General features: G+C 51.9%; 11 protein-coding genes. 4 read left to right on the forward strand and 7 right to left on the reverse strand.

Annotated features, from left to right (window positions below; translation table 11 throughout):
• Positions 1 to 16: 16 nt before the first annotated feature.
• The 3 genes from P2H89_RS24515 to P2H89_RS24525 all read right to left on the reverse strand — a co-directional run bounded on the left by P2H89_RS24515 (position 17) and on the right by P2H89_RS24525 (position 6,785).
• Positions 17 to 2,254, reverse strand: coding sequence for a glycoside hydrolase N-terminal domain-containing protein (locus P2H89_RS24515; protein ID WP_275831949.1), 2,238 nt, complete (start codon positions 2,252 to 2,254; stop codon positions 17 to 19).
• 74 nt (positions 2,255 to 2,328) lie between these two features.
• The gene (locus P2H89_RS24520; RefSeq protein WP_275831951.1) at positions 2,329 to 4,410 is read right to left on the reverse strand and encodes a family 20 glycosylhydrolase; all 2,082 of its coding nucleotides are present in this window, start codon (positions 4,408 to 4,410) and stop codon (positions 2,329 to 2,331) included.
• Between the two features lie 53 nt (positions 4,411 to 4,463).
• Positions 4,464 to 6,785 carry a family 20 glycosylhydrolase gene (locus P2H89_RS24525; protein WP_275831953.1) on the reverse strand — a complete coding sequence of 774 codons (2,322 nt, stop codon included), beginning with the start codon at positions 6,783 to 6,785 and terminating at the stop codon, positions 4,464 to 4,466.
• Between the two features lie 226 nt (positions 6,786 to 7,011).
• Here P2H89_RS24525 and P2H89_RS24530 point away from each other — a divergent pair, with 226 nt between their 5' ends.
• From P2H89_RS24530 to P2H89_RS24545, 4 genes are all read left to right on the forward strand, one after another.
• A complete protein-coding gene (locus tag P2H89_RS24530) occupies positions 7,012 to 8,067 on the forward strand; it encodes a DUF481 domain-containing protein (protein WP_275831955.1) in 1,056 nt (351 codons plus the stop codon).
• A gap of 236 nt (positions 8,068 to 8,303) precedes the next feature.
• Positions 8,304 to 9,452, forward strand: a complete 1,149-nt coding sequence (locus P2H89_RS24535; protein WP_275831957.1) for a helix-turn-helix transcriptional regulator — start codon at positions 8,304 to 8,306, stop codon at positions 9,450 to 9,452.
• Between the two features lie 199 nt (positions 9,453 to 9,651).
• Positions 9,652 to 9,873: a hypothetical protein gene (locus P2H89_RS24540; protein WP_275831959.1), complete on the forward strand. Its 222-nt coding sequence runs from the start codon at positions 9,652 to 9,654 to the stop codon at positions 9,871 to 9,873.
• Between the two features lie 134 nt (positions 9,874 to 10,007).
• On the forward strand, positions 10,008 to 10,721 hold the full coding sequence (locus P2H89_RS24545) for a type 1 glutamine amidotransferase domain-containing protein (protein WP_275831961.1): 714 nt from the start codon (positions 10,008 to 10,010) through the stop codon (positions 10,719 to 10,721).
• 30 nt (positions 10,722 to 10,751) lie between these two features.
• On the opposite strand, the gene P2H89_RS24550 is transcribed toward P2H89_RS24545, so the two are convergent.
• The 4 genes from P2H89_RS24550 to P2H89_RS24565 all read right to left on the reverse strand — a co-directional run bounded on the left by P2H89_RS24550 (position 10,752) and on the right by P2H89_RS24565 (position 15,518).
• Positions 10,752 to 12,041, reverse strand: coding sequence for a hypothetical protein (locus P2H89_RS24550; protein ID WP_275831963.1), 1,290 nt, complete (start codon positions 12,039 to 12,041; stop codon positions 10,752 to 10,754).
• A gap of 55 nt (positions 12,042 to 12,096) precedes the next feature.
• Positions 12,097 to 12,900, reverse strand: coding sequence for a hypothetical protein (locus P2H89_RS24555; RefSeq protein WP_275831966.1), 804 nt, complete (start codon positions 12,898 to 12,900; stop codon positions 12,097 to 12,099).
• A gap of 108 nt (positions 12,901 to 13,008) precedes the next feature.
• On the reverse strand, positions 13,009 to 14,034 hold the full coding sequence (locus tag P2H89_RS24560; protein WP_275831967.1) for a DUF1254 domain-containing protein: 1,026 nt from the start codon (positions 14,032 to 14,034) through the stop codon (positions 13,009 to 13,011).
• Positions 14,035 to 14,057: 23 nt separating this feature from the next.
• Entirely contained in the window at positions 14,058 to 15,518 is a 1,461-nt protein-coding gene (locus P2H89_RS24565) for a DUF1254 domain-containing protein (protein ID WP_275831969.1), read from the reverse strand.
• Positions 15,519 to 15,619: the final 101 nt, after the last annotated feature.

Genomic DNA, 15,619 nt, shown 5'->3' on the forward strand with positions numbered 1-15,619 from the left:
AGGCAACTGGGCACGATCAATTCAGTCGGACAGTTAGCACTTCTTTCTTCTCTCCATTCACCCGCACCCACACTTTGCGCGGCTGCACAGAACGGATCGAATAGGAAACTACTTTGCCATCCTTCCAGGTACAGTCAACCCTAATACCGCCCCAGGCTTTCAGGCCCTTAAACGAGCCCTGCTTCGCCCAGGCAACCGGAATGGCCGGCAGCAGACTGATCTCTCCCGCATGGGTTTGCAACAGCATCTCAGCCATACCGGCACTGATGCCAAAGTTGCCGTCTATCTGAAAGGGAGGATGATTCGTAAACAGATTGGGCAGTGTATTGTACGTGAGCAAACCACGCACCATCAAACCGGCTTTATCCCCCTCGCCCAGCCTGGCCCACAAAGCACAACGCCAGGCCCAGGTCCACGAACGACGGCTATCGCCTACTGTTGAAGAAACAGTAAAAGGCGTATTGATGTTCTTGCCATAATTGCCGCTGCGGCTGCGCAAGGATATAGTAGCCGCTGCCGCCAGTTCAGGCGTTTGCGCCACACTGATCTGCCGCCCCGGGAATACCGCAAACAAATGCGAAGTATGCCGGTGTTGATCATCCGGATCATCACGATCCTCCTGCCATTCCTGCAACTGCCCCCACTTACCGATCTTGTTGGGCGCCAGTTTCGCTTGCATATCCGTTACCATGGCAACATAATCCTGATCGATCTTCAACACCCTTGCGGCCTCGATATAGTTCTGAAACAGGTCCCACACCATCTGCTGATCGTGCATCACACCATCTTCCCGCGGCCCATGTTCCGGCGACCATCCTTCCGGCACTACCAATAAGCCATTGGGAAGTTTCTTCAAGCGGTCTTCCCAATATTCGCAGATCTCTTTGATCATGGGGTACGCCGTCTTGCGCAAGTAGTTCGTATCCGCCGTATACGCCCAATGCTCAAACAAATGCTGCGCATACCAGGCACTCGCAGGGATATTCCATTCCCAGCCATTGCCGCCGAATATACTCTGACTGGTGCGCGCCGTCCAGCCCCGTACATTGGCGCCAAACGCCTTCCGCGTGGCAATGCGACAAGGCTCGGCCTGCGCCACCACATAGTCGATCAGGGGTAAATGGCAGTCCGACAGGTTGGTGCGCTCGGCCAGCCAGTAGTTCATTTGAATATTGATGTTGTTATGATAATCACTGGACCAGGCCGGCGAATTACTATTGTTCCATAGCCCCTGCAGGTTGGCCGGTAAACCACCCGGTCTCGAACAACTCACCAACAGGTAACGGCCATATTGGAACAACAATTCTTCAAGGTCCGGATCAACGCCACCCGCTGCATATTTCACCAACCGCTCATTCGTAGGGAGCCTGGCAATGGAGTCAGGTGTCTTACCGATATCGATCGAAGCGGCACCCATCAAGCGGGCAACATCTTCTTTATGAGTAGCTGGCAGGTGGTTCAACCCACTCAGGGTGGCCTTCGCGAAATCACGCGCAATCTGTTTCTCCGGCGCCTCCCCTCTCCAGTTCGCTAAAAAATCTTGCTTGTAATCCGTACGCGCATCCAAGTAAATGACAATCTCCTTACAATGATCAAATACCAGTTGATCACCGGAAGCACGGACCGTACCGCCGGTATGCATCACCAGCAATCGTGCTGCATAGGCCAGTTGGTTCGGCATCACCCCTTCAAAGGATAAAGTATTACGGTCGGCTTTAGGGACAGCCCCCTGCGCCGAAGTCATCGAAATAGCGCCCGACAACACCTTACCGCTGGCACTATAGGCAAACACCATCAGTTCGCCGGGATGGCTCGCAAACGCCTCCCGTCTATATTGCACTTTACCGCGCTGAAACGTCGTGGTATGCACACCGGTACCGATATCAAGACTACGCTTGTAATTGGTCACCGCACTGCTGTCATTAAACTCCACCCACAGGTCGCCGAAGTTCCGGTACGAACCAAAACCACGATCACCCGTTTCATACTTTCCATCCCAGTTATTATCACCACTCCACAAGCTTTGCTCGTTGAACTGGATATGATCTTTACCCACTCCGCCAAACAACATAGCGCCCATCCGGCCATTACCGATCGGCAATGCCTCCCGCTCCCAATGACTCGCCGGCTTTGCAAACCAGATCTGCTGCGCGGCCGCTTCAAGCGCTCCGCCTACAAAACAGGCAACGAATAATAACCATGAAAGGGAAATCCTTCTACCAACTAAACCAGGTACCAGCAAAGCAGTCCTCATATGCAAGGGGTGTTTAAATATGTTCGATCTATGAAGCCGTAATATATTCAAATATCAGAAAGCAACTGTACTACTCACTTCGTTCCTGTCACACCTGAAGCACCATCAGCTGCAAGCGCAGCAATAGTAGCCTCCGCCAGTTCACGCGCATACACCGTCAACCCGCGCAACGAAGCCTTGCCCGCATGGCGGCGATCACCAATATATTCAAGCGGAAAGAAAAGTGTTTGCACTTTCGCCATCTCTTTACCATTCGCAAAGACCTTTTTGGCACCTTCCAGCTTCTCTACCAGCTTGCCGTTCACAAACAAACTCGTGCCCTTGTGATTGCCCACAATAGCCACGTGCGTCCACACATTGGCCGGCAATGAATAGTTGAAGGAGTAATGATAACCCTCGCGCGAAAAACCCAACCGGCCCGTGCCCTGCTGGTTCAACGTCACCACCGCATCGGCCGATCCAAACAACACCGCATTCGCCGCTTGCCGATCCGCCGCCTTGATATGGAAACTTACCGTATAGCCATAACCAACACCATCGATACCCGTCTTCAAATAACTATTGCCGCCCTTCAGTTTGATCACGCCTTCCTTAACATACACCACCGAATCTCTCCCCTTCCACTTACCAAGCATATTGAGGCCCGGCCCTTCGCCAATATGTTTCGCCTGCTTGTCAAAATCCGCATACGCCAGCTGCGTCTTACTGCCACCCCACATCTTCTGCGACAATACCTGCATCGCCGGGAACACCCGGTGGTGCACATCTTTCTCAGTGATGCCATTGCCCACATGATCGTTCCATACGGCAAACGACCCGCCGCGCAAGGGTGCATAAGGTTCAGTAAATACTTCCTTGCCGATCTTATTGGGCGCCCACTCGGCATACAGCTTTTTCACATTGAGGTAATCATAATAATAACCCGCCGCCGGCACAATGTACAGCCAGCCATCCGGCGTGCTGATGCCCTGGTACCCTTGCTCAAACATATCCTTTGGTTCTGCATAACCATTGTACCACAGGTTCATCGTCACCCCTTTCGCTTTCACCGGTATGCTACCCTTCGCATGCGTCAGCGCACCCCACATCCGCACCTGTTTACCATAACTTTCTACCAGGCGTATATAATGGTCCGTAAACATCCTGAACTTCTCCGCTTCCTTCTTGGCGTATTCATCAGTACCGATATGCACTTCCTTACCAATAAAAACCGGCTTCGGCCCTTGCAGGTATTCCTCAAACACATTATCGATGACCGTATAGGTTAACGGGTTATCCAGGTCAAGGTGATCCTGCCCATAGGGCACACTGCCGATGCCCGGCACCGCCCGGCTGAACGCCAGCGAATGCGCCGGCACATCGATCTCAGGAATGATCGTCACACCATACCGCTGCGCCAGCAATTGCAGGTCGATGAACTCCTGCTTGGTATAATGACCATCCTTCGACGTCAGTTGCGGGTAAGTAGTACTCTCCAATCTGAAAGCGGCATATGTACTATCCCAATTGCCGTTGAAGAAATCCTTAAAGCCGTTATCGTTGAGGTGAATATGAAAATCATTCATCTTGTAATACGACATGAACTTTACATAGTGCTGCAGGAACTGCAGGCTGAAGAACTTCCTGCCTACATCCAGCACAAACCCACGCACAGCATATTGCGGAAAGTCGCGCGCTACCCCCTTCGCCAGGTGCTTGTGCACCTCATCCTGTTCCAGCATTTGCAGCAGGCTGCGCGTAGCCCAGATGGCCCCTTGCCCGTCTTTGGCTTTGATCGTCACTTGGTCACCAATCTCGAGCACATAGCCTTCTGCTGGCAGACTGCTATCTCCCGGCAGCATCGTAAAATAAACATCGCCCGCGGCAGCCTTACCCGAACGCACCACCGGTTTACTCCGCTGCCACAACAAGGCCAGGTCATCTGCCAGCAGCCCCGCAACTGGGTTCAACTCCTCAATAAACACAGGATCCACCACCAGCCTGGTGGTAGCCTGCCATTCAAATTGCCCGGCACCACCCTTCCACTCGCGCAACGCAGGTATCACAAAGGGAGCGCCATTAATAACAGTCGTCTGCGCCGAAACAACATGGCACTGGATACACAAACCTGCAACGATCAGCCAGGCAATAAACAATCGAAAGGCTGTAGCCTTCATAAGAAATCATTTTAAGTTGAAAGGAAACGTTTGTTGAAGTCAATATGCGTTCATTACTCTACAACGATCTCATCGCAGAACAACCAGGCATTTTGCAGCGCACCGGGATGCCCTGGCGGACAAACACCCAGGTTCTTCGCCGTCACCCGCAGGTACCGGAAGGTAGCCGGCGCAAAACGGGCACTGAAGTCCTTCGTCTGCCCCGACCGGTCACTAACGGGTACCGTATTATCGACAGTCGCAATAGTAGTATAAGTAATCCCGTCGGTCGAAGTTTCAAACTTCACCCACTGCGGAAAGAAGATCCATTGATCGTAGTGCTGCAAACAACCCAGGCTGGCAGTTTGCGCCGTAACAGGCGCACCCAGGTCAACGGTAGCCACCAGGTCATTCCCATTGAAGCCATGCCACTGCTGCCCGATCTCCTTCGTGCCACGCAGCGCATCGATCAAAGTGGCTGGCCCATTGGCTTGGTAATACCGGCTGTTGGGCGTAGCATACGCAACCTGCTTGCCCGTCGCTTTATTGAACGTGAAAGACTGCTGCGCCGGCTTGTTCGCCGCCATGCTATTGTTCACCGCGATGGCCGCCTTCAGGGTCGTTGACCGGTCTATCTCAAAAGGCGCTGTATAACGGTTACTGCCCGTACCGGGTTCCGAACCATCTGTAGTATAATAAATGGTGCCGTCTTCACGCTCCGTGCCCAACTGCACCAATACGCGTCCATTGTTCACCTGCGGCTTGATGTCCACCTTAAAGTTCCCTTTCGAATAACGCAGCCCCCGTTGCTCAAAGCCCACCATATGAGCCGCCAGTCGCTCGTTGAACCCTTTCCAGTTGCGCGCAGCACGCGGGCTCCACAGCACTTCCGCCAGCGCCGGCATCCGCGGCAATATCATGTATTCCACCTGTTCATTGCTGGGAATATACTCCGTCCATAAATTGGCTTGCGCACCAAGCACATGCCGGGCGGCATTACTGTCGAGTGCCGCAGGCACTGGTTCGTAGTGATATACTTTCTTCAGCGTATTGAAACCGCCAAAAGCTTTCGGCTCCGTTTCAGGATCACCCTGGTAATGGTCGAAGTAACAGGGTGTGCCCGGACTCATCACCACATCATGGTTCATTTGCGCCGCCCTGATGCCGCCCTCTTCACCGCGCCAGCTCATCACCGTAGCCTGCGGCGCCAATCCACCTTCCAGTATCTCATCCCAGCCGATCATATGCCGTCCTTTCGATACCAGGTACTTTTCCATTCGGCGGATAAAATAGCTTTGCAGCTCCTCCTCATCTTTCAAACCTTCCACCTGCTTTCTCCGCTGGCATTTGGCACATTCTTTCCAGCTAGATTTATCGACCTCATCACCACCAATATGAATGTATTTGGAAGGGAACAGCGCCAGCACTTCTGCCAGCACATTTTGCAGGAAAACAAAAGCACTGTCGTTACCGGCGCAATAATTAGCTTGTACATCGCGGGCAGAGAAATTACCCGCTTGCGCAAACGTATTCTTCGGCGTACACGAGTATTGCGGATAGGCCGCCATCGCCGCCTCCGAATGCCCCGGCATCTCGATCTCAGGAACAACCGTAATATGTTTGGAAGCCGCATAGGCAACGATCTCTTTGATCTGTTGCTGCGTATAGAAACCTCCGTAAGTAGCCTTGCTGCGATCGGCATTGAACTGCACATCGGCCCAGTTCCAGGTCTTGCCCCCGTCATCTACCCGCCAGGCGGCCTGCGTCGTCAGCAGCGGATATTGTTTGATCTCGATGCGCCAGCCTGCACCATCCACCAAATGCCAGTGAAATACATTCATCTTATAGGCAGCCAGCAGATCGATAAACTCCTTCACCAGCTCAGGCGAAAAGAAATGCCTGCTCACATCCAGCATCATACCCCGCCATTTGAAACGCGGATAGTCAGTAACCTCCATACAGGGGATCTGCAACACCTGGTTGGTACGGATGGCCGGTAAGGTCTGTAGCAGAGACTGCACGCCATAGAACAGGCCCCGGGCTTCGTTCGCCTGCACCACCATACCCGATGAAGTCACCGAAAGCTGATAGCCTTCTTCACCGACCCCTTTAGTCGGGGCCAATACAAAGCGGATCTGCCGCTTTTTGGCAGCGCCGCCGGTAAGCGGCAGCTTCACCCCACTTACCTGGTCTATATAATTACTGAAGTAACGCACCACATCGGCAGCCGCCTTGTTATTGGCGGGCGCCAGCAAACCCACTGCACCATCAACGACAAACACCCCGCCGCTCGGTTGAATACTGACCGGTAAAGGAATGATCTGCACAGGTTGAGCCACGAGCTCCCCCATCATCAATAACATCAGGCCCAACAACAATCCGCTAATCCTGTTCATTCGTTAAGTTTAGGCAATAAATATCCTATAAATCGGCCGCACATCCCATACCAGTTGAAAACAACCGGTTGCGCAATCTGTAAGGCCCTGCCCCTGAACTGCCATCCTCTCAACATCGAAACACCATCCCACGGGCGTCCCACCTTGCCCGCAATCGTACTATTTGGCAACAAAACCTCCTCCTCCTAGGCCCTCCCCCCGCTCGAAAAGTGTCGTTACTCCTGATATGAAAATAAGAAGCCGCCGGGCCCTACGGTCATTGATCTTTCTGTATTGCTGCAGCCTCCTGGCCTGGCAAACGGCCCGGGCAGAGGTGAAGGACACCGTATTCCTGAAGAACAAGTCAGTACTCATCGGGAAAATAAAAAGCATGTCGCTCGGCAAGCTCACCATCGATGCCGACGACGTAGGCGTGGTCAGTATCAAGGTCACCAAGATATTTACCGTAAGAGCCGCCACGCATTTCTACCGGCTCGAATCCATCCACCGTGAAGTCTTCTTCACCCGCATCGAGCCCGATACAACAGCCGGCCATATACGCATCACAACGGGCGACAGCACCATATCCATGCCGCTCGACGAAGTAGCCACCCTGTCCTCGTTCAAGGGCCCCAAATCGGCCCAATGGGAAGGCACCGTATCCGCCGGATACTCCTTTACCCGGTCCAGCACCATCGGTCGCCTCAATGGCGACGGCACCATCAAATGCATCACCCGCAAATGGGAAACGGTAGCGCAATATTCTGTCATCATTACCCAAACCGATACCGGCTGGACCCGCGATAACGAGAGCGGCGGCCTCACAGGCTACTATTTCATCGATCCCCAATGGCAGGCTGTGGGTTACCTCAACTACCAGCGCAACCTCGAGCTCGGCCTCGCCCGCCGCTTCCAGGAAGGCGCGGGTATGGCCTATTCCCTCCTATCTTCCAGCCATATACGAGTTAGGACGGGTACCGGCATCGTCTTTAACCAGGAACTCAATATAGAAGGCGTTCAATCTCCTACCCAGGTTGAAATACCCTTTGTCAACTCCTTCAACTTCTTCAGCTTCAGCAAACCCGATATGAGCCTCACCAGCACCCAGAACCTCTTTTTCAGTCTCACCCAAAAAGGTCGTATCCGGCACGACGGACAGATCAAACTAACCTGGAAGCCCATCACCGACTTCAGCATCAACCTCACCCTCTATGATAACTACGATTCCCAACCGCCCGGCGAGGATGCCGCCACCATCGACTACGGAATAGTGTTCAGTCTTGGCTACACTTTTTCCCAATAAGTTCTTACGCAAGCGATTGCGCGCTCTAAATAACTTGATATAGATCAAAACTTTGAGGACATAGTATTTTTCCCATTCCCAGTTTGGGATATCTACTAACTTAGTGGACCAGCAAACCACACTGGAAACCTGCTATCACTTACTGCTTTTCGATTGAATGTCCATGCGTAACCAACAGATCCTGTAAGGAATACTGTTGCGGCAAACCTGATACCTGAAATCACTAATCACAGCCTATGTCATTGCTCTTGCTGCAGCCTACCCTGCTGTCTTGCATGTCGCTTATCTTGTGCCTCACCACCGGCATCATCCTGTTGACGTTTTCGAGAACGGTCAGCCTTAGCCGCGCCCTGTTGGCATCTTCCTTCATCACCATGGCCATCAGTTTTTTGGTCGGATTGCTCCTGATGCTCGATTGGCCACCCGTGAATACGCGCTGGCAAAAGCTTCCCCACCTGATATGGTTACTGAGCATCCCGCTGCCCTTCTGTTACGTACGCAGTTTCACCGTTCCGAAGCTCTCCTGGAAAGACCTCATACACCTCCTCCCGTTTGCCATATTCCTGGTAGATTACCTGCCCTTCTTTTCCGCACCCATCGATGCGCTTAGCCTCACGCCCGCCATGGGTTGGGAACGTGTGCACGACATCATCCCCCACGAACGGGGCCTCTTCCTGCCTGCCTCCTTTCACATTCCCATGATCACGGTGATCATGACCTTGTATTGGATATTGCAGGTACACAGGCTCGTAATTTATTCCGAACAGCAGCCGCGCCCCTCCAAAGACCGGCTCTGGTGGCTTTCACTATACACTATCCTCCAATCACTGGTATTTCTGCCTTCGCTCATTGCCATGATCATAAACCGTCCCAACGATTGGGTACTGGTAGTGCCGCCCACAGCCGTGTCCATCCTCTCTTGTTTCATCTTATTTTTATGCCCCGGCATCCTGTACGATTTCGCCTTAAAAACGACTGTAAAGGAAGATCCGCCCCGCCACAAGCCTTTGTTCGACGACGAGTCGGCCGAGACCCTGTCGAACCGCCTCACCCAACTGATGTCCGATAAAAAGCCCTATTTAAATGGGAATTATAGCTTGCAGGAACTCGCCGCCGAACTCGACATGCAGCCACACCGGCTCTCCTCATTTATCAACAATGTAACAGGAAAGAATTTTAACGAATACCTCAATCACCAACGCATCGCCTTTTGCCTGGAGCTGATCGCAAAGGAAGAAACAGACCATCTCAACATTAACGGACTCGCCGCCCTCTGCGGCTTCAACAACAGGAACACCTTTTCCACCGCCTTCAAAAAAGTGACAGGACAAAACCCTTCTGAATTTTTACGCAACAGAAGCGATGGACCCCGCTTAACGAGTTGATAATCCGCCTTTACAGACCTGCTCCGCTGTCTACGGAGCAAGTCCCGAAACGTGACAGCTGCGGACTCTTTTCATCATTATACCACTAATACGGTATAATAAGACTACCTTTAGCCGGTTCAGCCCATCATGGTCGCCTGCTAATTGGTAGTTTGGGGCTGTAGGAAGGCCAACAATGTCATCTAAATAATCAAGAATAATGAGAAGTGCAGGAAGGCCCCCCGTATCACCGGTACAATTGAAGAATGGATTTTACATCGAAGTTTGTGACAAAGGCAGCAACAAAGGAATGAAGATATGGAGCGTCGATGAAAAGGCCATGCAAGCCGCTGCCCGACTTTATGCCGGCTATAAGAACGTGATCCTGCTGGGCGAATACAAAGACGGCAAATTCACAGTCAGTCCTGTTACCTATAAATAAGTCAGTTCATTTTCCCTCCCTGTAGTCGTACACCAGATCCTGGTTGACAGGCTTTGCCGTGAGCATATACCGCATCTTATTTAATCAAAAGAAGGCATTGACCTACCTGGTGCCTGGTAAAATCATTTCTAGTTATGACAAAGCCTATTAAAGTTCTTTTCATTAGTACTTCAAACGATAAAATGGGAGACAGTGCTGAAAAAACCGGGTTGTGGATGGAAGAACTGGCAGCACCCTACTACATATTCAAGGAAGCAGGCGCATACCTTACCATCGCTTCACCCCTGGGTGGACCGGTACCTGTCGATCCCAAAAGCGAATCGATCATTACCGTAACCCGGAGCTCGAAACGTTTCAGGAATGATATAGAGGCCATGAACCATTTGTCACGGTCCATCCCCCTGCTCGATGTGAGGAGCGATCAGTACGACCTGTTGTTCATTGCCGGCGGCCATGGCGCCATGTGGGACCTTACCGCCAATCCCTTACTGAAACAGCTGGTGGAACATTTCAATGCAAAGAATAAACCCGTTGGCGTAATATGCCACGGCGTGGCAGCCTTGTTGAACGTCATGGAAGGCAAAGACAAACTTTGGTTAAAAGGAAAAACCATCACGGCTTTTAGCAATAGCGAAGAAGAATCGGCCGGCATGGCACAGCTGCTGCCTTTCTTATTAGAGACCCGTTTGAAGGAACTCGGCGCCACGTATACCAGCGGAGCCAATTACACGAAACACGTTGTGGAAACCGGCAATGTGATCACCGGCCAAAATCCCGCCTCCGCCGAAGAAGTAGCGAAGTTGACGCTCAATCTCATCAGGCCCACCTTTACCGTGATCCGGAAATAAGCACAGCATGCAGCGATCGCTGCCTGGCCTTTAGTAAAACAACTCTATATTGATCATATAGACAGTTCCCTTTGCGCCTACCACCGTCGGAAAACTAAAATAACCGACAGGCGACTGATTGGCGAATATAACTTCCGGGTTCAACCGCAATATTTTGTTCTTAAGCGGATACCAGTTAAGCCCGAAATTCAATTCGGAAGGATTGCCATACTCTCCTTTTATATAAGAACCGATGCCGTATAGCTGCAACGTCTTATTGACAAGCATGGTGGAAGCCTGTAAGGTGCCGCCCTGGTCGCTCAATTTGGAAACCGGAATGGACCCGCTCGTGGTAAAGTCATCAACCCTCCGGATAAAATACTCCGCATCCAGCGAAAAGCCCCTGTATTTAAGACCGCCATTGAAAGAGGTCATCCGGTATCGCGCCTTTTGCACCTGGGTACCGGGCTCAAAGGCGCCCACGTTGAAAATAGCCGTACCATCAGATATCCTGATCTGTGAATTCTCGGGGGCATCCGTACCAGGCTGCGATTGCGGTGTTTCATTACTTCGGGTAAAAGAACCACCAACGATCGTCGCCACTTGTTCGTGCCGTTCGAAATCACCATACGCCCCCAGGCGGCCATAGTCGCGCGTTACCCACCACAAGGCATTGCTCCAGGTATTGAACCCATCATCGAGTTGTCCGGCATCTACGCCCAGCTGGCTCAGGTTATTACCCAGCATCGACTTGTAATAAAAGTTCTTCACGATCTCACCCTGCGCCCACACACCGGTAGTGAATGATCCGCGAAAATATTCTTCGGCCATCGAGCGTGCATCCTGGCGCAACCAGGAAGGCCATTGACCATACAGCGACCGGTTGGTAGGCAAAGCGCCAATGCCGGCGCCTATATCGAAGTGTTTATTGATCTCGTATTGCAGGTTACCGGCCACCACCACCTGGGCGCCCTGCCCCTGGTTGGCGTTGGACGTCCACACATAAGCGAAATACCTGAACTTAGGCGTAGCGATCCAGCCTTTGAAGTACAGGGTTACTTTCTGAAATTGGATATCATTGCGCTTGGGCACCTCACGAACCTGCCCCTTCGCATCGGTATAGGTATCGTCCGTAGCTACCGAATTGAGGTAGCGGATCGTAGCATAGGTGGCAAAGTTCAACGTGGCATATTTACTTTTCACCAACGTAAAACCTGCGCCGGCCTTATGCTCGGCGGAGCTGTCGGCATCTACCGGATTGGTGGCAAACTGTGCCGCCACCGGCATAGCCGCACCCAGCCCGGCGATCAACACAAGTATAGAAAAGGCTTGCTTCATCATGCAGTACTTAATGATTGGGAATAAACATCTGTGGCGAAACGCACACGTGGTTTTATTAAAATTGCGTATTGAACCCAACGAAGGTTTGGTATTTAGGTTGCCCCACTCCTTCGGCCAGTACCGTGAACTGCGGTTCGGCAAACAGGTTGAACACTACTTTGCCCACCTTCATCACCTTACCCACACCAAGACCAATGGGTACACTATAATCGCCGTTCCTTAAATTGAACGTCCAGACACCGGTGCTCCGCAAACAGTACCCATTCCCGATCTGCCAGATGAAGAATGCCTGTGGTATCAGCAGGTTCACGTCTTCCCGGTCACCATCACCGGCAAATGAAGCCTGCCATTGCAACAAGCTGCCCCATTGTATCAGTTTGCTCTTCGCCATAAAGGCCAGCACCGCCACCCCCGCCTGCCACTTGCCGGCCCCCAGGTTATGCGTACCCGTAGGTGCTACGAGAACAGGGCCAATGCCAATCTTATTACCGGATTTGGAAGCTGGCGTATAGATCGCAAACATGTTGAAATCACCCAGTCCCGTCGTGGGAGCCTTGGTAGCCTCGGATGAAACGATAAATGGCATGGTGGCCCGCAGGAGCACTTTCCCCAGTGGTTGAGAATAACGCGCCAGCAATTGATTCATGGAATTGTCCGGCAAGCCGTACAACTTCGACACGATATAGTTCTGAATATTGAAAGCTTTTACATTGGCCATCGGGTCATTGGCCCGCTTCAACTCCTCTTCACTGACACCCGTCTTCACATCCGGATGATCTTGCTGGGCATATAGGAGTGGCGATACGCCCATCGATAAAACCATAGACAATATAATGCAACGAACAAGAGGTGTTTTCATACAGTAATAGTTTGATCAATAGACAGATGCCGGCGTTAAGAGACACGCCGCATCACATCAAACCGCCACCCCATGAAAACAGGACTGCCTGATTTTGTAAAACACAACCTATTTAACAGGAACAATGACCGGGAATGCCTGACTGCTATCCTGCCATACGGGCAATGGCTGATAAAGCCTTACCACATACCGCCAGCCGGGAAATATGGCCAGACAATTGATAGCCACGCCGCGGCAATCACCAAACTGAATCGTAATGCTACCATCGGCCCCTCGATGAGCTGTGGCATTGTTGATCGTGTACAGATCATTATTTCCGGACGGTATATTTCCCAGCGAATCGACCACACTCACCGACCAGAAGCCCCGCGCAGGCGATTCGGATAAGTGTAATTGAAAAACACCGGATCCATCATCGGGAATAGGTATTCGTTGAAGGAACAAAGCCTCATCACTACCTGGCATACCCCAATCTACCGCTGTAGCGATCAGGTGCTTTTCGGGATCCACCTGTTCTTTCCTTCCCGCCGCCCGCCGCATATCGGGCAGGGAAGCAGCAAGCGCCGAAAGACGTTCCCTTAACCGCGCCTGGCTCCCCTTGTCCCAATGGATTAATTCTATATGCCCCACGGAGGCCTGCTTTACCACGATCGCATCCTGCAGGTCATGCACGATCTGGCTATCGACCTCCGGCGGCCCGTCCACAAAGAACCGCACAATAGCCAGCATATAACGGGTACCCACCACCTGCCGGTTGTAGACGTACTCTCCAGGCGCATTCACCATCGCCACGGTATGATTTTCTTCATCGATAATGTTCATGGAAAAGAATCGCTCGCCGGGATCCGGCAATATGATCGTAACAGGCCCCGCATCCAGGTCAAATACTCCTACTGAATGGTAGGCATCTATATTGGGCCGCATGCCGGGTTGATCCGTAATACCCAGTCCGCGGTAATGATAGAACTTCCCGAAGGCGCCCTGCTCCACAAACTGGCGCATATGCCAATGCGTTTCCGCCCGGGGAAAATTATCCCTCGTTACGGATGCGGAGTGATGGCATACCTGCAACACGATCAGCCCCATCACAACCGGCACAAGCCAACGGAATCTTCGCTTGATGTTTTTTTCCATGGACAGCTATTTGAGCACACCACTTATTTCACCTCCTCTACATCGTTCAGCTGCCATTCCTTTTTAAAGAACACTTGCTCTATGCCATAGAAACGAGCCAACAATTCAAACTTCCCGGCCGGATCAGTAGGCACCCAGTTGGCTTCCTTGCCCGCTGGCGGCTTCGGACCAAAATAGATATCGACCGAACCATCGCCATTCTTCTGCAACCCCGGCGACTGCGACGATCGGCCCTGCCGGTCAAGGTTACGGATAAATGCGTGAGTAGCCCGGTCGTACACCGTGATCGACCAATATTGTTTCACCGGTACATTGCCGGGTACGTTTACTTTATACGTCTTACTGCCGTCCAGTGCATGTCCATCTTTATCTTTCGTATTGAGCAAATAAAATTGAGCTTCTCCCACATGTTTGGCACTAAAGAAAGCAATTGAATAGATTAAACCCCGGTTATCGACCGGGTAGGTATCGGGTACTTTGAAATCCCGGGCAATATTGTCATGATAATCCTTTGTTACCGGAAAAAACCACCGTTTACCGGGATAATAAGTTTCGAAATGATCATACATATCGTCCAGGTAAACCTTTGCGTCCTGTAGCGCGCTCACCATCAGTTCCTGTTTGCGGGCATCGGGATTGAAAGCCTGCCCGCGGTAGATGCCAATACTCCGCAACTGCTCGACCATCACCCGGTCACGTTCCAGAAATGGCTCCGACTGCACCATGGCATCCAACGCTTCAAAGAATCGCTTATCATAAGGGATTGTCGCGTCATATAGAATATTCTGCGCATCCAGGAAAACGGTTGCCGGTGGATGGTTTGCCTGCGATAACGGATACACTTTGATCCGCCTGGCATATGCCACCGCCTGCCGCACGCCTTCCGCACTTCCATCTTTCAGCACCGATCGCAGCAACGCATACCCCTGGTAAGTATAGGAAGGCATCGGAATATAGCCTGCCGGCACTTTCTCTTTGGCATAACCAGGAGGCAATATCAGGTAACGGCCACCCCGGCCCTTGTCCACACCGCCCGGCCCCACATCTTCAATGGCCGCCTGCCAGTAATCCATCACACTGCCATTGAAGATACCGCTGTCTGCCGGAGGTATCTCCAACACTACAGGACCCACGTCTTTCGTATTGAAAAAAGGCATCAGGTAGATCACATCCGGGTTGGGCGTCAACGTTTGGTTTTGCCAGTTCAGCAGGCCCGACCAATACACCACCTGGTTATAGCCGCCCTTTACCTTGTCGACCATCTCTTTGTACATGAGGTAATAATTCACTGCCGGCATACCCCAGATGGCTGATTGGAAAGCGCGCTGATAGATCACCTCCTCTGCCACGGAGGATGGTTTACTGCTTTTCGCTTCGGTAACCCTCGTCGAATCGCCGCTTGTCGCATTACCTGCTCCGCCAGGATCCTTGCAGGCAACGAAATAGTTCAGCGACATAGCTATCAGTAATACAATTCTTTTCATAGCGCATAAGGCCGCCATTTCAGCGGGCAGCCTTGACTATGACACCAACCATCGCACCAGTTAGCCAGGGATTTATGAATCCGGGCCATTTTCGGCAAAAG

The organism is Paraflavitalea sp. CAU 1676 (genome assembly GCF_029223285.1).
In the GTDB taxonomy this organism is placed as follows: domain Bacteria; phylum Bacteroidota; class Bacteroidia; order Chitinophagales; family Chitinophagaceae; genus Paraflavitalea.

Coding starts and splice junctions, on each gene's coding strand:
- P2H89_RS24545 (WP_275831961.1), top strand. CDS start 10,008: ATGACAAAGCCTATTAAAGTTCTTTTCATTAGTACTTCAAACGATAAA.
- P2H89_RS24555 (WP_275831966.1), bottom strand. CDS start 12,900: ATGAAAACACCTCTTGTTCGTTGCATTATATTGTCTATGGTTTTATCG.
- P2H89_RS24565 (WP_275831969.1), bottom strand. CDS start 15,518: ATGAAAAGAATTGTATTACTGATAGCTATGTCGCTGAACTATTTCGTT.
- P2H89_RS24560 (WP_275831967.1), bottom strand. CDS start 14,034: ATGGAAAAAAACATCAAGCGAAGATTCCGTTGGCTTGTGCCGGTTGTG.
- P2H89_RS24535 (WP_275831957.1), top strand. CDS start 8,304: ATGTCATTGCTCTTGCTGCAGCCTACCCTGCTGTCTTGCATGTCGCTT.
- P2H89_RS24540 (WP_275831959.1), top strand. CDS start 9,652: ATGAGAAGTGCAGGAAGGCCCCCCGTATCACCGGTACAATTGAAGAAT.
- P2H89_RS24515 (WP_275831949.1), bottom strand. CDS start 2,254: ATGAGGACTGCTTTGCTGGTACCTGGTTTAGTTGGTAGAAGGATTTCC.
- P2H89_RS24525 (WP_275831953.1), bottom strand. CDS start 6,785: ATGAACAGGATTAGCGGATTGTTGTTGGGCCTGATGTTATTGATGATG.
- P2H89_RS24520 (WP_275831951.1), bottom strand. CDS start 4,410: ATGAAGGCTACAGCCTTTCGATTGTTTATTGCCTGGCTGATCGTTGCA.
- P2H89_RS24550 (WP_275831963.1), bottom strand. CDS start 12,041: ATGATGAAGCAAGCCTTTTCTATACTTGTGTTGATCGCCGGGCTGGGT.
- P2H89_RS24530 (WP_275831955.1), top strand. CDS start 7,012: ATGAAAATAAGAAGCCGCCGGGCCCTACGGTCATTGATCTTTCTGTAT.